Here is a 17502-nt window from a genome sequence, read left to right as displayed (position 1 = left end):
ATGAAACAACTTTTTCTTGGACTCTTGATTGCTTTTTTTATGGTTGGATGTGGGTATAAACCCTCTTCTTATTATGCAAAAAGAGCACTTGGGGAGAAAATTTATGCAGACGTAACGATCTCTAGGCAAGATCCAAGAAACAGTGTAATCATTAAAGATGCTGTCAATGAAGCAGTCGTTAATCGTTTTAGTGCAAAGTTAGTGAGTAAAGAAGAGGCGGATAGTACGTTACATGTAAAGATTCAATCGATCTCTTTTTCTCCTTTAATTTATGATATTTATGGATATGTTATTGCCTATAAAACAACCGTGACGCTTGTGATTGAGTATGAAAATGCTGCGAAAAAAGTCGAAAAATTAACGGTTTCAGGAGAGTATGACTTCTCCATCGAATCCAATAGTGTTATCTCTGATTCGAATCGCTTCGAGGCAATTCGAGCAGCGGCATCAGATTCTTTAGATGAGTTTGTTTCTAAAATTGCAATTAAAGGGTTGCGCAATGGCAACAACCATTAATGAAATTATCAAAGAAGCTTTAGAAAGAGTCAAAGCTGAACACCTTAATTTAACCCCTGACAATTATGCTGCTGTTTTTTGTAAAGTGGCAAAGCAAAAAGGGGTAATTGTTGAAGATTGTCAAAAAGTTGACAAATATACTAAAAAATTAGAATCAAGTGTGATAGCAGATATGAAACGGTTTAATATCGCTTCCCTTGATGAGTTGCTCTCTTTTTTAGTCGCACGAGTCAATCGTGTGAATGAAGGTGACGCAATTAAAATGATCAATGCGCTGAATCTTTTGTCCAAGCGTTTATTGCAAGCCATTACGCTCCTGCACGACGCTAAAGCAACCAGCCTTGCTAATGCCTCTTTGGAGCGGATTGATTTTCATCAAAATATTCAGTCTATTGAATTGGTGAAAGATAAATGGTTTGACTTTATCTCTAACTATAATGATCATTATCTGAAGAAACTAGACCTTTATGGGCATGTGAATAAAGATGATTTGGAAATGATGGTGAGGGATATTGTCAAACTCTTAGACAAAGATACGAGCGGTGAGCTTTATAAGGCGCTTGTGCCTTTGATTATCGCTTCTCTTGTCCCCTCTATTGCTTCAGGTATGAATGATGAGTTGGCAAATATTAGCGCAGAATTACGTCAGTCTCCTGATGCCTTAGGTACACCTGCTCTTCAAAAAGAGATTCGTTCTTTGATTGGCAAGCGTATTGAACTCGATAAAGCAGAAGTCCAAAAAAAGGTCTCTGTACTCGATAAAGTCTTAGATGAGATTAATAAACGTATTGCTGAGTTGATTCAAAGCAGCCAAGTCAGTCATGAACAGGTCAAAGGAATCAGAGCTGATTTACAAAACATCAATTTTTCACACGATAGTTTTGAAACGGTGCATGCAAAACTTTTACATATCGCCTCTTCTTTAGAGAGCGAAACAAAAACCTTACACGATAAAATGCTCAGCAATCAAGAAACCATTACAAAATTACAAAATCGTGTGAATAAACTCGAATCTGCTTTAGTGGCAGCAAAACAAGAGGTGAAAATTGACTTTTTAACGCATGTTGCGACTAAACGAGCTTTAAGTGCAGAATTAGGGCGTGTTGAAGAGGCATTTATGCGTTACAAGATTGATTATACGCTCTGTTTTATTGATATTGACTATTTTAAAAGAGTGAATGATACCTTTGGACATGAAGCAGGCGATGTCATTCTCTCAACTGTGGGAAAAATTTTGCGCAAATACGTACGTCAGGTTGATTTTGCGGGACGCTATGGTGGAGAGGAGTTTTTAGTCGTGCTTCCTAGTACCGATTTGGTGCATGCGATTCATTTTGCCGATAAAATTCGCTCTATTGTTGAACAATTTAAGTTTCTCTATAAAAATGAGCGTATTAGTGTAACGGTGAGTTGCGGTGTAGCACAGCGTTCGCAATACACCTCTAAAGAAGAGACACTTAGTGCAGCGGATGCGTTTTTGTATAAAGCCAAAGAGGCTGGACGAAATCAAGTGATGCCTGTGTTATGACCTCTTTAGAAACGTTTTTAGCCACTAAACCGCTCTATTATGATGTGATTGATTATGAGAGAATGCCAAACGCTTATGCGAGTATTCGCTCGTATTTTTCAAAACTTCCTAAAATTATTCATCTTGTAGGTACCAATGGGAAAGGCACTACGGGACGTTTTTTAGCGACCTTATTGCGTGCTCAAGGTTTACATGTAGGGCATTATACCTCTCCGCATATTTTAAAGTTTAATGAACGCATTTGGATGGATGGAAGGGATGTTGAAGAAGATGTGCTTGAAAAGGCGCACGAGACGCTTTTAACATGGCTATCTCCCGCGATGGCAGAGGCACTTTCTTATTTTGAATATACAACGCTTCTTGCTATGGTTATTTTCTCCACGAATTGTGAGTATGTGATTTTAGAAGCTGGGCTGGGTGGAGAGTATGATGCGACCAATGTCTTTCCAAAAATACTCTCTATTATTACACCGATTGGATTAGACCATCAGGCTTTCTTGGGTGAGACGATTGAAGCGATTGCGCACACTAAAATTAACAGTGTTTGCAATGATATGGTAGTGGCAAAGCAGTATGCTAACGAGGTGAATGCCATTGCTCAGAAGCGAAGTGAAGCGTGTAAATATCCTGTTTTTTATGTAGAAAAAATATGGGATGAAACAGGCTTTACCCCCGTAGAAAAACTCGTTTCATCACCTTTACCTTTCTTTTTGAAAGAGAATTTTAAAACTGCGTACTGTGCATTAAAAGTACTAGGGTATGATATAACTCAAGATGTCTGGGTTGAAGATATTTTGCAAGGACGTTGCCAAAAAGTTCTGCCCAATGTGACACTGGATGTGGGGCATAATGCCATGGCGGCACAGGCTTTGGCGCAAACGTTTGACGGGAAAAAGGTTCATTTGGTCTATAACAGCTATAAAGATAAAGATTTTAAAGCTATTTTAATCATTTTAAAACCCATCATAGAAACGCTTTTGGTGATTGAGATTCAAAGCCCTCGTGCGGCGTTTGGGGAAGATATTTATGCCGCTGCATTGGCACTTGGCATAGAAGCACAACCTTTTAATGGAATTGAAACAGATAAAGAGTATCTGGTTTTTGGTTCTTTTTCGGTGGTTGAAGCCTTTTTAAAAGGAGTGAAGTGAAAGATAGATTTACCGTAACCATCTCAGACGTGCATGGTTCACGTCATTTCTTATTGCATCAGCTGATTAAAAAATTTCTTTTATATTTTACCCTTTTTGTGGCACTTGTTATTTTAGTCGGTAGTTTTGTAATTTTATTTTTAACCAAAGAGTTATCGCATTTAGAGACAAAAAAAGAAGAAGCCGTCAAAGAACGCAATCTTTTGATTGCTCAAAATGAAGAATTACAAGCGAAGGTTTCAGAAAAAGCGCAAGAGTATGAAACGATTCGTGATAAGATTGGTTCTATGGAAGAGCTCATTGGATTGCGGGTCAATGAAGAGGAGTCTTTAGACGTTCGCCTAGAAGAGTTGGATTTGAATATTCTTCAGCAAAAAACATTTTTCGATAATATCCCAAGTGGTGAAGTAATCGCCCACAATGGCATCTCTTCAAAATTTGGTTGGAGAGAAAATCCTATTTTAAAACGAAAAGAGTTTCACACAGGACTTGATTTTAGAGCGTCTATTGGAACGCCTATTTTAGCTCCTGCTGATGGGGTTGTTAAATTTATCAAGTATCATCAAAACAGTGGGTATGGCAATATCGTTTCTCTCAGTCATAATTATGGATTTGAGAGTTATTATGCTCATCTACAGAATAAAGCGGTTGTGAAAGAGGGGCAGTTTGTTAAAAAGGGTGATGTGATTGCTTACTCTGGAAACACAGGACTCTCCACGGGTCCTCATTTGCATTATGAGATAAAGTTTATTGGTCGTACGTTAGATCCAGCACCCTTTGTTCAATGGAGTGGTGCGAATTTTATGGAAATCTTTACAAAGGAGAAGAGAGTCACATGGGAATCTTTAATAAAGCTGATCAATGCACAATCCCCGCTTCTGAAACCACTATCATAGCCAGTGGAGCTAAAGTAGAGGGTGTGTTTAATTGTCAAACCCGTTTACATGTCGATGGTGAGATTGTGGGTAAAGTGCTCTCTGATAGCATTGTTACCATTGGAAAACAAGGACGTATATCAGGAGAGATTCATGCCAGTCGTTTGATTGTGAATGGGCTCTTTGAGGGGAATGCGGATTGTGAAAATGTCGAAGTTTTAGAGGGTGGAAAATTTTTAGGTAAGGTTTTCTCTAAAGAACTTGTCATTGAAGCAAAAGCTATTTTTGAGGGTGAAAGCAAAATCAAAAGTGACGCACCTCATGTTATCACGTATGAAGAGCCGAGGGATTAATTGTTACAAGCAGCGTTTTATGAATTTTTACAAACAAAAAATGAGTGTGAACTTTTAGGGGTTAAGGGTGATAAAGAGGCATTTCTTGCTTCTGAAGTTGCTTTGTATTGTGGTAAAAAAAGTTATGTTTTACCTGATTTAAGAGCTAATTATGGGGATGATTTGCTCTCCTTTCATGAGGAAATGGTGGAGCTTTTACGTGTACTGTATGCTTTTTACCACGATGCTTCTTCTAAAAAAATTCTCATTTCTCCACTTCGAACCCTCTTAACGCCTCTTCCTAAAGTAGAACTCTTTTCAACCTTAACCTTAGCGTTTGGAATGCGTTTGCATCTGGAGCGTTTTCGTGAACAGATGTTTTATTGGGGTTACTTAGCCGTTGATGTCGTACAAGGTAAGGGTGAAATTTCAATACGAGGCGATATTATTGATATTTTTCCGCCTAACAGTGATTATGCTCTACGTATTAGCTTGTTTGATGATGAGGTAGAAAGTATTCGTTTTTTCGAGTGCGAGAGTCAAAAAAGTCTTAAAGATGAGTTAGAAGAGTGGCTTCTTTTTCCTGCGCTTTTTGCCTTAGATGAGAGTCGTTATGCGTTGATGCAAAGACGCATTGAAACGCTGAAAAGCGATAGCTTTACCAAAGACATTCACTCACTGGGCTTATGGGTTTTAGGGGAGAGTGGAGACGTTTATACAGAGCGTTTTAAAACGTATTTGAGTATGGATGCAGTCGACGAGTGTAATGAAATAGCTCTTTTTGATGAAGAAGGGGTGAAAAAACTGCGTTTACTTCCTTCTCTTTCTACTCCAAAAGCGTACCGTGAAATTGCGCCTAGTAACATTAAAACCTTTATAGAGCTGCACCAGAAAAAGAAGATAACCCTTTTAGCAAAGAATGAAGTTTTACTGCGTATGGTGGATCTGGATGCTTTACATGTAAAATGGATTCAGAGTGAACGCATTGTGAATATCATGAGTGCGGATGAGGTGATTCTCTCTTTAAATAAGCCTCTTAGCAAGCAAAAACGCAAACGTGTGCGCATTGTTCTTGATGAGCTGAAAAATGGCGATTATGTTGTACATGAAAATTATGGGATTGGTATTTTTAAGGGGTTAACACAGGTCAGTGTTTTAGGGGCGACAAAAGATTTTGTGTTGATAGAATATTTGGGTGATGACAAACTTCTTTTGCCTGTGGAAAATTTACATGTCATAGATCGATACATCGGTGAAAGCGGTGGATTGGTTAGTGTTGATCGCCTTGGTAAGGGAAGTTTTCAAAAACTTAAAGCTAAAACCAAAGAGCGTCTTTTAGAAATTGCCAGTGAGATTATTGCGATTGCGGCAAAGCGTGAGATGGTTGAAGGCTTAAACATCGCCATTGAAAACGAAGAACTTCAAGCGTTTCAAGCGGATGCGGGATTTATGTATACCGAAGATCAAAAGCGTGTGATTGATGAGATTTTGGTGGATTTTAAAAGCGGTAAAATGATGGACAGGCTCTTAAGTGGTGATGTCGGTTTTGGTAAAACGGAGGTGGCGATGAATGCCATTTTTGCGACAGTTCAAAAAGGATTTCAAGCATTGCTAATTGCGCCTACAACCCTTTTGTGTGCGCAACATTTCAAAAGTCTCTCCCATCGTTTTGCAAAATATAATATTAAAGTAGCGCAATTAGACCGCTTTACCACCGCAGCACAAAAACAGCTCATTTTAAAAGAGCTCAAGAGTGGCGCTTTACAGGTGTGCGTGGGAACGCATTCGCTTTTTGATGTTGAGCTTTTTAATCCTGCGTTAGTGGTTGTCGATGAAGAGCATAAATTTGGGGTCAAACAAAAAGAGAAACTGAAAAATTTTAGAGAAAATGTACACATTCTCTCCATGAGCGCAACCCCGATTCCTAGAAGTCTCAATATGGCGTTAAGCTCCATCAAACAGTATTCACAGCTTCTCACACCTCCTAGTGATAGAGAAGATGTTCGTACCTTTGTCAAAGAGTACGATGAAAAAGTGATTAAAGAGGCAATTTTGCGTGAAATGAGGCGGGGTGGTCAAATCTTTTTTGTGCACAATCGCATTGCGACCATTGAAGCAAAACGTAAAGAGTTACTCTCTATGATGCCCAATTTGCGTATTTTAACGCTTCACTCTGAAATTAGTGCCAGTGTGACCGAAAAAGAGATGTTGCGTTTTGAAGAGAAAGCGTATGACCTACTTTTAAGCACATCGATTATCGAATCGGGTATTCATATTCCTAATGTCAATACGATTATGATTGATGCGGCGGATCATTTTGGTATGGCAGATTTGCATCAGTTACGAGGGCGTGTAGGGCGCAGTAAACGCCAAGGCTTTTGTTACTTTTTAGTGAAAGAAAAAGAGAGTCTCTCCGAATCGGCTAAAAAACGTCTCATTGCGCTTGAGTCCAATTCCTATTTGGGGAGTGGTTCGATTTTAGCGTATCATGATTTGGAAATTCGAGGCGGTGGAAACTTAGTAGGCGAGGCGCAAAGTGGGCATCTTAAAAATATTGGGTATGCCTTGTATCTTAGGATGCTTGAGGATGCGATTAATGCGTTAATGGGAAAAACACCTGTGGCGTCACGAGAAGTGGATATGAAACTTTCCATTAGTGCGTTTATTAGCGATAGTTACATTGCTGAAGATAGGGTGCGCTTAGAGCTTTATAGGCGCTTGAGTCGTTGTGGAAGCATTCATGAGGTGCTTGAGATTGAAGAAGAGATGCTGGATCGTTTTGGGAAAATGGATGTGCCTACGAAACAATTTTTACAGCTTATTGAAATCAAAATTTTAGCGACACAACATCATATTGTCTTAGTTTCAAATTATGGGCAGATGATTACGTTGAAATATGAAGATGAGAAAAAACAAACCTTACAATCTCGTAGCAGAGATGATGACGATGTGATTGATACGGTTTTACACTATTTAAGGAATCCATCGTGAGAATAGGGTTTATCGGTGATATTGTGGGAAAACCTGGTCGAGGGATGCTTGAGACGCATTTGCGAAAATTGCGTAAAGAGTATGAAATTGATTGTGTGATTGCCAATGGTGAAAATGCCAGTCATGGATTTGGGTTGGGCTCTTTACATGCAAAAGAGCTTCTTTCCTATGGAGTAGATGTTTTAACAGGGGGCAATCATTCGTGGGATAAAAAAGAGATTATTCCTTTTTTAGATGTGATGCCCATCTTAAGACCGCTCAATTACCCCGAGGGAGTGCCTGGAAGTGGGGTGCGTGTTTTACATGTAAAGGATGAAAAAGTAGCCGTGCTTAATGTCATGGGACATTATGGAATGCCCATGGTGGAAAATCCTTTTTTACGGGCACAAAAAGCTGTCAATGCCCTCCAAGAAGAGGGTATTAAGAGTATTATTATGGATTTTCATGCGGAAGTTACCTCTGAAAAATATGCGATGCTTCATCTTTTAAAGGGAAGGGTGAGTGCGATTTTAGGAACCCACACCCATGTGGGAACGGATGATTTACAGGTCGTTGAAGGCACATGTTATGTGAGTGATGTAGGTTTAAGTGGCGCTCGCGATGGTGTGATTGGTATGGATAAAGAAGCGCCATTGAAACGTTTTTTAACAGGGCTTCCCGCCTCTTTGGATATTCCCAAAAAATGTAAAAAAATAGTGCAGATGATTGTGATGGATATTGAAGAAGGAAAATGTGTCCATGCTTTTAAACTCAAACTTTTTGATGACAAAGCGATGGTACGCCTAGAAGCTGACTATGAATAGCAGTTTTGAATTATTATGTGCTCTTAAGGCACAAGGGTATTTAAAAGGGATGCGTGATTCTTTATGGTGGCCTCGTTCTGGAACATTTTGGGTTATCTTAGGCGCAATTCTAACGCAGCAAACAAAATGGGAAAAGGTAGAAGAGAGTCTTTTAAATCTTGAAAACCTAGGGGTAAAAAGCCTTGAAACATTCCAAGAATTAGACCTTGAAACCGTCGCGAATGCGATTAAGCCTAGTGGTTTTTACAACACCAAAGCTAAAAATCTCTATTATCTTACAAAAGCTATTTTAAGGGATTTTGGCTCATTTGATAGATTTTATGAGAGTGTGAGTAGAAAGTGGTTATTGGCACAAAAAGGTATTGGTGAGGAGAGTGCGGATTCCATTTTGTGTTATGCGTGTCATCGAGATATTATGGTAATGGATGCTTACACCGCAAGACTTTTAAATGGCTTTGGTTATAGCTTTGAATCGTACCAAGAGCTTCAATCGTGGATGGAAGAAGGCGTTGAAAGTCATAAGCGTGCTATTGAAAAGCTTTATGAAAAAGAGATGCCTTTACATGAAATTTACGCACGGTTTCATGGAAAAATTGTGGAGTTTTGTAAAGAAAAGAGCCGTGGAAAAGTAGTTGATGTGGTATGTTTGGGTCTTTAAGACCCAAACACTGTGTTTTAGAGGTTGTTTTCTTTTTTGTATGCAACAATGATCGCATACGCTTCATCTTTAAGTTTAAGTTTTTCTTTTTTTAACGCATCAAGATCTAAATCACTCATATGCTCTCTACCCTCATCAACATCCGTAATTTTTTGGTCAAGTTCATTGTGTTTTTCAAAAATTTTAGCAAAGTGAGCGTTGTCAACTTTAAGTTTTGAGATAATATCTCTGTATTCGTGTAACATGATAACTCCTTGTAGATTTAGTTTTATTGTATCAAAATGTGCTTAATTTTAAGGCTAAGTACGATAATCCGCATTAATTTCAACGTATTTATGTCCTAAGTCACAGCCATAAGCGGTAAAGGAATATGCCCCTACACCCAATTCACAATGAATACGAAACGACTCTTTTTTCATGACTGCAGCTGCTTTTTTCTCTGTTTCTGCATCCAAAGAGCGTTGCTCATGAGAGTAAATTAAAACATCATCGTAGTGAATGACAAGGCTCTCTTCATTACATGTAATGCCACTTGCCCCAATGGTTGAAGCGATGCGTCCCCAGTTTGGATCTTCTCCAAAAAGGGCGGTTTTTACTAAGAGTGAATTACTCAGCGCTTTAGCCGCTCGTTCTGCTTCTTCAAGGCTTTTAGCTCCACTGACTTCAAAAGCGACCACTTTAGTAGCACCTTCACCATCACGAACCAGCATAAGGCTTAACTCTTTGGTGATAAGACGAAGTGCTTCATTGAAAGCTTCCTTGTCATAAACACCACTCTTTTTGGAGCTTAAAAGAAGGACAGTATCGTTGGTTGAGGTATCTCCATCGACACTAACAGCGTTAAAAGATTCTTGAATGGCAGGAAGGAGAAGGGCGTCCATGTCAGTTTTTGGGATATTCGCATCGGTAAGAATAAAACAGAGCATGGTTGCCATAGCAGGGTTTATCATCCCAGCACCTTTACAGATGGCTGCGATATGAAAAAAGCTTCCATCTTCAAGAATCACTTTAAAACAGAGCTCTTTTTTAAAACTATCGGTGGTCATAATGGCTGAGGCTGTCGCATGAGAATCTTTAGCGTTAAAATCAAAAAGCTCAAAAGCGGTTGAGAGTTTTTCAACATTCAAACGGTATCCAATGACACCTGTTGAACTCATAATAGGATTGTGCAGTGTTGGAAACTTTTCTTTGAGTTTGCCAAAAAGGGTATCAATATCTTCAATCCCTTTTGCACCGGTCATCGCATTAGCATTTTTAGCGTTCATTAAAATAAAATTGGTTTGAAACCCTTTGGGATAACGTAAAAAGTGTTTAATGGGTGCTGCTTGAAAGACATTGCTAGTAAAAACGGCAGAAACATCGCATGGCTTGTTTGAGCGAATAAATGCCACATCATTTTTTCCGTTGGGTTTAAAACCAGCGCAAACGCCTTGATGAAAAAAACCAGTAACATTATCTAAACCATTTTGAAGCGGTAAAAGTGTGAACATGGAATAAATCCTTTAGGATTTTAGTGTGAAAGTTAAGCAGTAAAACAAAAGTATAAAGCGTAAAATTTCCCCGAGAAGGAGAAATTTTAGCCGTTTTTCTTCATGGTACGAAGTGTCGAAGCAGCAATTCTAATTTTCTTAGTCGTTCCATCTTCAAGTGTCACACGGACAGTTCTTAAGTTTGGAAGGAATCTTCTTTTAGTTTTGTTGTTCGCATGGCTTACATTGTTGCCAACCATAGGGCCTTTTCCAGTAAGAGCACATTTTCTTGCCATATCGATATCCTTAAAATTTTTCGTGAATTGTACATGAAAGAAGCAAAAGAAACGCTTAATTCAATGGAGCCTGTGATTATAGCGAAAAGAATATAAATTTTGATACAATTTTGTTAAAAATTTGAATAAGGTTAGCAATGTTAGTAGCACCAAGTATCCTTTCGTGTGATTTTGGAAGGATTAATGAAGAGATAACCGCTATTTGTGAGGCGGGATGTGATTTGGTTCATGTGGATGTGATGGATGGGCATTTTGTTCCTAATTTAACGATTGGACCCGTGGTCGTAAATGCCGTTGCAAAGGCAGCCACCAAACCTTTAGATATCCATTTGATGGTTGAGAACAATACCTTTTTTGTTGATTTATTTGCGCCATTAAAACCCAAATACCTCTCTTTTCATATTGAAGAAGAGAAGCACCCCCATCGTTTGATTCAAAAAATACGTGATTATGGTATCTCTCCTGCGATAGTTTTAAACCCTCATACACCACCTTCAAGCATTGAATATCTCTTAGCAGATTTAGATATGGTACTTTTAATGAGTGTCAATCCTGGCTTTGGTGGACAAAAATTTATTCCCAGTGTTTTAGAAAAAGCTTCGCTCCTTAAAGAGATGATTGAAAAACGCAATACCAAAACCCTTATAGAAGTAGATGGCGGGGTTAATAACCAAAATATTCAAGCCCTTGCCCATGCGGGGGTGGACATCGTGGTTGCGGGAAATTACGTTTTTAGCGCTTCTGATTACACCTGTGCTATTGATTCGCTAAGAGTGTAACGATGTGGGTTAAAATCTGCGGAATAACCAATCTTGAAGATGCTTTGTGTGCTGCTCTTGCAGGTGTCGATGCTTTGGGTTTTGTTTTTTATCCGCAATCGCCTCGTTACATTATGCCTCAAAATGCACGAAAAATTGCGGAGAAACTCCCTTTACATGTAAAGAAAATTGGGCTTTTTGTGGATGCGACACCTGAGGAGATTTCCCTTACATGTAAAGAAGCTGGGATGGATATGGCGCAGATTCATTTTGATGTAGATGATGCCTTCTGGAGTGCGTTAAAAGTGCCTTATTTAAGAGTGATTAGAGCTCAAAAGGAAGATGATATCACACAGTACCAAGGACTGATTCGATTGGTGGATGCGCATGTGCCCAGTTTTGGTGGAGCAGGGCAGAGGCTAGATCTTTCATGGTTTGAAAATTATGATTGCGACAATATTATTTTAGCGGGTGGGTTGAGTCCTGAAAATATTGAAACTCTCAAACCTTTTGGTTTTTATGGGGTGGACGTCAGCAGTGGCGTTGAAAAAGCAAAAGGCATTAAAGACCATGACAAGGTTCGCTCCTTCATACAAAGAGCCAAATCGTGAGACCGCTGGATAATTTTATTACCAAATTGACGCAAAAGCCTATTTTTTATAAAGAATTTTTTGCCAAAATGCGCACCTTTAAAGAGTTGGAGCATGTGGATGTGGAAGATTTGGAGATGCTTAGACTTTTAGGGCTTCCTGTGTGTAAGTATAACAATTACGCATTGACCTTAGAGACATTGAGTACGCCTATTTGTGAGGGGAAATTCTGCATTGTTGATATTGAGGCGAATGGTTCAAAACCAGCATTGGATGCGATTATTGAGATTGGTGCGGTGATGGTTGAAAAGGGTAAAATCGTTGGGGAGTTTTCCTCTTTGGCGAAAACAGATGTATTGCCTGAGAGTATTGTTCAGCTCACAGGGATTACCCTTGAAGAGCTCTCTTTTGCCCCTTCGCTCAACTCTGTTTTAGAAGGATTTCGGCTTTTTATTAAGGATGCGGTTTTTGTAGCGCATAACGTAAACTTTGATTACTACTTTATCTCTCATTCGCTTGAAATGGCAGGGTTTGGTCCCTTGCTCAATCGACGACTGGATACGATTGATTTGGCACGAAAATGCATAGAAGCTCCCAAATATGGATTAAGTGCATTGGCTGAGCATTTGGGGATTACTTTTGAAAATCATCATAGGGCACTCTACGATGCAAAAGCAACGACAGAAGTTTTGTTGCATGTATTCAATAATCTTCCCCATGAAGTGCAAACGGTTGAGCAACTGATTGCGTTTAGTCGACCTCAAAATCAACGAAAAAAGAAAAAAGAGTCAAAAAATTAAGAGAGGTACATTGCTTTAAAAGTGACATAATTTTTAGCGGATTGATAGAGCGATGCCACTTCTTCCTCGTTTAGTTCTCGAACGAGTTTTGCGGGATTGCCCATAATCAAAGAGCGTGGGGGAAATACTTTGTTTTTCGTGACCAAAGTATTCGCTCCTACAATGGACTCTTTCCCAATAATCGCACCATCTAAAATGGTAGCGCTCATTCCTATCAAACACGCATCTTCAATGGTACATCCATGCAACATCACCCGATGGGCAATGGTGCAATCATCCCCAATCGTTGTGGCAAAGCCATCACTTCTATCTTCTTGGGTGTAGTGGGTTACATGAATCATACTTAAGTCTTGAATAGAGGTGCGTTTGCCAATGCGAATGGCATTGACATCGCCACGAATCACCACGCCAAACCAGATAGAACTCTCTTCATCAATGCGAACATCTCCGATGATATCCGCACTTGGAGCCACAAAGACGTTACGTGCGATGTACGGACGCACTCCTTGAAGCTCCATAATCATCCTAACTCTCCTTAAAGAGACGGCGTGCGAGTTTTTCAGCTTTGTGTGAGCTAGTATCTTTCTTTTGCGCTTTGTAGATTTTGTTCATATAATCTTCCAAAATCGTATGGTTATTAATCGCTTTTTCATCCGCATTTGGAGAAGAAGGGGTGTATTCACCATCGCTTCCTAGCGTCCATGCAAGGACGTTATCATTCAGTTGGAGTTGCAAAATTTCAAAGAGTTTTTGCTGTAACGCTTTGTCAAAAATAGGCGTCATCAGCTCTAAACGTCTCTCTAAATTTCGTGGCATCCAGTCTGCACTTGAGATAAACGTGGTTGTGGGTTCTGCGTTTTTGAAGTAAAAGATACGAGCGTGTTCTAAGTATTTTCCTACGATGGAGCGCACACGAATGTTCTCACTTATCCCTTCAACACCAGGGCGTAAACAACAGATTCCTCGTGCGATAATGTCGATTTGAACTCCTTTTTTGGAGGCGTGATATAAGGCTTGAATGACATCAGGATCCACCAATGAATTCATTTTCACAATAATCCTTCCATCGCTTCCAAACTGTGCTTCGTTATTGATAAGGCTAATCACTTTTGGCTTGATTTGTGTCGGGGACATCATCAGTGTATCAAGTTTTTTATGTTTGGAAAAACCCGATAAAATGTGAAAAAACATGGTGCTATCTTTGGCAAATTCTTCTTTACATGTAAAAAAGCTGGTATCGGTGTAAACCTTTGCGGTGGCGCCATTGTAATTGCCTGTGCTAAAGTGCATGTAAAATTTTAGTTTTCCATCTTCTTCTTGACGAATGACTTGAGCGATTTTAGCGTGAACTTTAAACCCTGTAATACCATAAACGACGTGAGCACCTGCTTGTTCTAGCGCTTTTGCCCAGTGTAAATTGTTCTCTTCATCAAAACGTGCTTTAAGCTCCACGACTGCGGTGACTTGCTTACCTTCGTTTGCCGCATCAATTAAAGCTTGAACGATTTGGGAGTTTTTCTCCACTCGGTACAAGGTCATACGAATCGAGATGACTTTAGGGTCTTTGGATGCCTCACGAATCAGTCTTAGAACAGGGTCAAAACTCTCATAGGGGTGAAACAGTAAAACATCGCTTTTATTGATGACTTTAAAAACCGATTCGTTGGTATCAAACGGCGGTAAAATTTTTGAATTGTACGGAGGCAAAGCAAGATGAGAAAAATCTTTATTGCCCACAATTTGCCATAAAGCGCCTAAGTTAAGAGGAATTTTATAGGTATAAATGTCCTTAAAAAAGATTTGCATGTGTGAATTGAGAAAATTCAAAATATCCGGATCAACGCCATCTTCGATGTTGAGTCGAACAAATGCCCCTTTTCGGCGCAGTTTTAAGCCTTGCTCCATCATCATCATAAAATCATCCGCTTCTTCTTCTTCGATGACCATATCGGCGTTTCGTGTGACTCTAAACGCAGCAGATGCGACCAATTTATAGCCTAAGAAAATCTCTTCAACGTGTTTTCTAACAATGGTTTCAATAGGCACATAGGTGTTGTCACCTGCTTGAAAAAAGCGTGGTAAAACACGAGGAATTCGAATCATACCGTATTTATAATTCTCTTCACCCTCAGCGCTTTCAGCATCTTGAAGTTTGACCGCAAGGGAAAAGCTTAGGTTGTTGAGGTGTGGAAAAGGATGCGTAGCATTGACCGCAATAGGCACAATGACAGGCAAAATATTGGAAAAAAAGTACTCATCTGAGAGTTTTGCCAACGCAGGATTTAAATCATCATATGCGGTAATAAAAAGGTTCTCTTTCTCCAAATCTTTTACGATTTCTTCATAACTGCTTTGAATGATATCTTTTTCACTCGCAAGGTAACTTCGAATTTCTCGTAGCTGATCCAATGGTGTTTTTTGGTCTGCTCCCGTTTCAATCACCCCTGCGCTAAAAAGCTGTTTAAGTCCTGCTACACGAATCATGTAAAATTCATCAAGGTTGGTGGCATAAATCGCTAAAAATTTGAGTCGCTCAAAAAGAGGCAGCTCTTTTTTCAGTGATTGTGCGAGGACACGGGTGTTAAATTTGAGCCATGAAAGCTCACGGTTTAAGTAAAGGGATGAATCCATTAAATCAGGCACGTCTTATCCTTTATAAAAAGTGGCAAATATTCTATCAGAAAAATGTTATAAAAAGGTAACATTGTTTACATGTAAAGAGATACTATGTAACGCCTTTACGCCTTTTTGAGCTTTTCGATTTGATCCCGCAGTTTGGCTGCTTTTTCAAATTCCAAAATCTTTGCGGCTTCATGCATCGCTTTGGTGAGTTCGGCGATAATTTTTTTCTTCTCGCTGGGTGGAATTTTATCTTTTTTATCATAGGTGTTGTAAATATCACTATGCTCTTCAAGCTTAAGATTTTCATCCATTTTACGTGTCGTGCTCGTTGGGGTAATGCCATGTTCTTGATTAAATGCCTCTTGTAAAGCTCTTCTTCTAAGTGTCGTCTCAATCGCCTTTTGCATGGAGTCGGTGATTTTCTCCGCAAACATTAAGACTCTGCCATTAAGATTTCGTGCGGCACGTCCCATCGTTTGAATCAAACTCGTCTCCGAGCGTAAAAATCCCTCTTTATCCGCATCTAAAATCGCAACCAAAGAAACCTCAGGCAAATCCAGCCCCTCACGAAGCAGGTTAATGCCCACCAATACATCAAACTCGCCCACACGTAAAGAGCGTATGATTTGATTGCGCTCAATGGCATCAATGTCGGAGTGCATGTATTTGATTTTCATACCCAAGTCGGCGTAGTAGCGGGTGAGCTCTTCTGCCATTTTTTTAGTGAGCACGGTGACAAGCACTTTTTCATCTTTACATGTAACTTCTTTTATGCGGTCATAAAGTGTTTCGACTTGATTTTTACTGCTTAGTATTTCCACTTCAGGATCAAGCAGTCCAGTAGGGCGAATAATCTGCTCTGCCACATTTTCTCCACTGAGTCCTAATTCTAACTCTTTAGGTGTGGCACTCACAAAAAGATAACGAGGCGCTTTGTTAATAAATTCATCAAACATTAAAGGACGGTTATCTAGCGCACTCGGAAGTCTAAAGCCATACTCCACGAGTACTTCTTTTCGACTTCTATCACCTGCAAACATGCCTCGAAATTGAGGAAGACTGACGTGTGATTCATCGACGATGACCAGATACTCCTTGCCCATGGCTTCAAAGTAGTCAAAAAGCGAGTAAGGCGTAGCCCCTGGCTCAATGCCTGTGAGATAACGAGCATAATTTTCCACCCCTTTACACGCTCCTGTACTTTGAAGCATTTCCAAATCAAACTCAACCCGTTGTTTGAGTCGCTGGTACTCAACGAGTTTATCCTCTTTTTGAAAATAGGCTAAGCGTTCATCGAGCTCTTGCTCAATGGATTTTATGGCTTTTTGAAGTCTCTCATGCCCTACAATAAACTGATTGGCTGCATAAAGAACCACTTTAGGTAAGCTTTGGAGTTTTTTATTTAAAAAGACATCAAAGTAGTAAATGCTCTCGACTTCATCGCCAAAAAATTCCACCCGAATGGCTTCTTCTTCGTTGTACGCAGGGAAAATATCGACCACATCACCACTGACACGAAAACATCCCCGATCAAAAAAAGTGTCATTGCGTTTGTAGCCCATATCTACTAAACGTAAAAGAAGCTTTTTTTGATTAATGCTCTCACCCTTTTCGATAATTTGCACCATTTTTTTGTATTCGTGAGGATTTCCCAAACCATAGTTTGCCGAAACCGATGCCACACAAATCACATCATCGTAAGAGAGCAGTGAAGCGGTAGCACTGAGTCTTAAACGCTCTAACTCTTCGTTAATAGAGCTGTCTTTTTCAATAAACAAATCACTTCTAGGAATATACGCCTCAGGCTGATAGTAATCGTAGTAGCTGATAAAATACTCCACGTGATTTTTAGGAAAAAAGCCCTTAAATTCGCTGTAAAGCTGAGCGGCGAGGGTTTTGTTGTGTGTCATAATTAACGTGGGCATTTTTAGTTTTTGGATAATCTGTGCCATCGTGTAGGTTTTACCACTGCCCGTCACTCCGATGAGGGTTTGGTAGCGATTGCCTTTTTTGATGGAAGCACTGAGTCTTTCAATGGCACGAGGCTGGTCGCCTGAGGGCTGATAAGGACTTTCTAGGAAAAATTCGCTCATATTGATACTTTTTTGATTATTTT

The 17502-nt window shown here is 39.6% G+C and carries 17 protein-coding genes; 11 read left to right on the top strand and 6 right to left on the bottom strand.

Annotation, left to right across the window (positions count from 1 at the left end):
• Genes lptE through SDEL_RS08115 form a run of 8 tightly spaced genes read left to right on the top strand, consistent with a single transcriptional unit; the run spans position 1 to position 8851 of the window.
• Complete coding sequence (gene lptE, locus SDEL_RS08150) at positions 1-516, top strand: LPS assembly lipoprotein LptE (protein WP_012857384.1); 516 nt, start codon at positions 1-3, stop codon at positions 514-516.
• On the top strand, positions 500-2044 hold the full coding sequence (locus SDEL_RS08145; protein ID WP_012857383.1) for a GGDEF domain-containing protein: 1545 nt from the start codon (positions 500-502) through the stop codon (positions 2042-2044). The genes lptE and SDEL_RS08145 overlap by 17 nt, the downstream gene beginning before the upstream one ends.
• Positions 2041-3192: a bifunctional folylpolyglutamate synthase/dihydrofolate synthase gene (locus SDEL_RS08140; RefSeq protein WP_012857382.1), complete on the top strand. Its 1152-nt coding sequence runs from the start codon at positions 2041-2043 to the stop codon at positions 3190-3192. Before SDEL_RS08145 ends, SDEL_RS08140 begins: the two co-directional genes overlap by 4 nt.
• Positions 3189-4088 (top strand): peptidoglycan DD-metalloendopeptidase family protein, encoded by a 900-nt coding sequence (locus tag SDEL_RS08135; RefSeq protein ID WP_012857381.1) that lies wholly within the window; start codon positions 3189-3191, stop codon positions 4086-4088. The genes SDEL_RS08140 and SDEL_RS08135 overlap by 4 nt, the downstream gene beginning before the upstream one ends.
• Positions 4028-4420: a bactofilin family protein gene (locus SDEL_RS08130; protein WP_012857380.1), complete on the top strand. Its 393-nt coding sequence runs from the start codon at positions 4028-4030 to the stop codon at positions 4418-4420. Before SDEL_RS08135 ends, SDEL_RS08130 begins: the two co-directional genes overlap by 61 nt.
• The gene (gene mfd / locus SDEL_RS08125) at positions 4421-7390 is read left to right on the top strand and encodes a transcription-repair coupling factor (protein WP_012857379.1); all 2970 of its coding nucleotides are present in this window, start codon (positions 4421-4423) and stop codon (positions 7388-7390) included. It begins immediately after the preceding gene.
• Entirely contained in the window at positions 7387-8193 is an 807-nt protein-coding gene (locus SDEL_RS08120) for a TIGR00282 family metallophosphoesterase (RefSeq protein WP_012857378.1), read from the top strand. The genes mfd and SDEL_RS08120 overlap by 4 nt, the downstream gene beginning before the upstream one ends.
• Complete coding sequence (locus SDEL_RS08115) at positions 8186-8851, top strand: 3-methyladenine DNA glycosylase (RefSeq protein WP_012857377.1); 666 nt, start codon at positions 8186-8188, stop codon at positions 8849-8851. Before SDEL_RS08120 ends, SDEL_RS08115 begins: the two co-directional genes overlap by 8 nt.
• Before the next feature lie 17 nt (positions 8852-8868).
• Here SDEL_RS08115 and SDEL_RS08110 read toward each other — a convergent pair whose 3' ends face one another.
• The 3 genes from SDEL_RS08110 to rpmB all read right to left on the bottom strand — a co-directional run bounded on the left by SDEL_RS08110 (position 8869) and on the right by rpmB (position 10616).
• Positions 8869-9096 (bottom strand): HP1242/YdcH family protein, encoded by a 228-nt coding sequence (locus SDEL_RS08110; RefSeq protein WP_012857376.1) that lies wholly within the window; start codon positions 9094-9096, stop codon positions 8869-8871.
• Positions 9097-9150: 54 nt separating this feature from the next.
• Positions 9151-10341 carry a bifunctional glutamate N-acetyltransferase/amino-acid acetyltransferase ArgJ gene (gene argJ / locus SDEL_RS08105; protein WP_012857375.1) on the bottom strand — a complete coding sequence of 397 codons (1191 nt, stop codon included), beginning with the start codon at positions 10339-10341 and terminating at the stop codon, positions 9151-9153.
• Positions 10342-10427: 86 nt separating this feature from the next.
• Positions 10428-10616 carry a 50S ribosomal protein L28 gene (rpmB, locus tag SDEL_RS08100; RefSeq protein WP_012857374.1) on the bottom strand — a complete coding sequence of 63 codons (189 nt, stop codon included), beginning with the start codon at positions 10614-10616 and terminating at the stop codon, positions 10428-10430.
• Between the two features lie 137 nt (positions 10617-10753).
• Between rpmB and rpe the strand changes: the two genes are divergently transcribed.
• From rpe to SDEL_RS08085, 3 genes are read left to right on the top strand one after another with little or no spacing between them, the layout of a single operon-like run.
• On the top strand, positions 10754-11395 hold the full coding sequence (gene rpe / locus SDEL_RS08095) for a ribulose-phosphate 3-epimerase (RefSeq protein WP_012857373.1): 642 nt from the start codon (positions 10754-10756) through the stop codon (positions 11393-11395).
• A gap of 2 nt (positions 11396-11397) precedes the next feature.
• Entirely contained in the window at positions 11398-11985 is a 588-nt protein-coding gene (locus tag SDEL_RS08090; protein WP_012857372.1) for a phosphoribosylanthranilate isomerase, read from the top strand.
• Positions 11982-12764 (top strand): 3'-5' exonuclease, encoded by a 783-nt coding sequence (locus tag SDEL_RS08085; RefSeq protein ID WP_012857371.1) that lies wholly within the window; start codon positions 11982-11984, stop codon positions 12762-12764. Before SDEL_RS08090 ends, SDEL_RS08085 begins: the two co-directional genes overlap by 4 nt.
• Here SDEL_RS08085 and SDEL_RS08080 read toward each other — a convergent pair.
• The 3 genes from SDEL_RS08080 to uvrB all read right to left on the bottom strand — a co-directional run bounded on the left by SDEL_RS08080 (position 12761) and on the right by uvrB (position 17479).
• Positions 12761-13288, bottom strand: a complete 528-nt coding sequence (locus tag SDEL_RS08080) for a gamma carbonic anhydrase family protein (RefSeq protein ID WP_012857370.1) — start codon at positions 13286-13288, stop codon at positions 12761-12763. The genes SDEL_RS08085 and SDEL_RS08080 overlap by 4 nt on opposite strands.
• Before the next feature lies 1 nt (position 13289).
• On the bottom strand, positions 13290-15395 hold the full coding sequence (locus SDEL_RS08075; protein ID WP_190275679.1) for an RNA degradosome polyphosphate kinase: 2106 nt from the start codon (positions 15393-15395) through the stop codon (positions 13290-13292).
• A gap of 107 nt (positions 15396-15502) precedes the next feature.
• Positions 15503-17479, bottom strand: a complete 1977-nt coding sequence (uvrB, locus tag SDEL_RS08070; RefSeq protein ID WP_012857368.1) for an excinuclease ABC subunit UvrB — start codon at positions 17477-17479, stop codon at positions 15503-15505.
• Between the last annotated feature and the right edge of the window lie 23 nt (positions 17480-17502).

It is taken from the genome of Sulfurospirillum deleyianum DSM 6946, assembly GCF_000024885.1.
In the GTDB taxonomy this organism is placed as follows: Bacteria; Campylobacterota; Campylobacteria; order Campylobacterales; family Sulfurospirillaceae; genus Sulfurospirillum; species Sulfurospirillum deleyianum.
This window is presented reverse-complemented; position numbering and strand designations above follow the sequence as displayed.

Excerpts from the sequence above, each read along its gene's own strand:
- lptE (WP_012857384.1), top strand. The coding sequence starts at position 1 with ATGAAACAACTTTTTCTTGGACTCTTGATTGCTTTTTTTATGGTTGGA.
- SDEL_RS08145 (WP_012857383.1), top strand. The coding sequence starts at position 500 with ATGGCAACAACCATTAATGAAATTATCAAAGAAGCTTTAGAAAGAGTC.
- SDEL_RS08140 (WP_012857382.1), top strand. The coding sequence starts at position 2,041 with ATGACCTCTTTAGAAACGTTTTTAGCCACTAAACCGCTCTATTATGAT.
- SDEL_RS08130 (WP_012857380.1), top strand. The coding sequence starts at position 4,028 with ATGGGAATCTTTAATAAAGCTGATCAATGCACAATCCCCGCTTCTGAA.
- SDEL_RS08115 (WP_012857377.1), top strand. The coding sequence starts at position 8,186 with ATGAATAGCAGTTTTGAATTATTATGTGCTCTTAAGGCACAAGGGTAT.
- SDEL_RS08110 (WP_012857376.1), bottom strand. The coding sequence starts at position 9,096 with ATGTTACACGAATACAGAGATATTATCTCAAAACTTAAAGTTGACAAC.
- argJ (WP_012857375.1), bottom strand. The coding sequence starts at position 10,341 with ATGTTCACACTTTTACCGCTTCAAAATGGTTTAGATAATGTTACTGGT.
- rpmB (WP_012857374.1), bottom strand. The coding sequence starts at position 10,616 with ATGGCAAGAAAATGTGCTCTTACTGGAAAAGGCCCTATGGTTGGCAAC.
- rpe (WP_012857373.1), top strand. The coding sequence starts at position 10,754 with ATGTTAGTAGCACCAAGTATCCTTTCGTGTGATTTTGGAAGGATTAAT.
- SDEL_RS08090 (WP_012857372.1), top strand. The coding sequence starts at position 11,398 with ATGTGGGTTAAAATCTGCGGAATAACCAATCTTGAAGATGCTTTGTGT.
- SDEL_RS08080 (WP_012857370.1), bottom strand. The coding sequence starts at position 13,288 with ATGATTATGGAGCTTCAAGGAGTGCGTCCGTACATCGCACGTAACGTC.
- SDEL_RS08075 (WP_190275679.1), bottom strand. The coding sequence starts at position 15,395 with ATGGATTCATCCCTTTACTTAAACCGTGAGCTTTCATGGCTCAAATTT.
- uvrB (WP_012857368.1), bottom strand. The coding sequence starts at position 17,479 with ATGAGCGAATTTTTCCTAGAAAGTCCTTATCAGCCCTCAGGCGACCAG.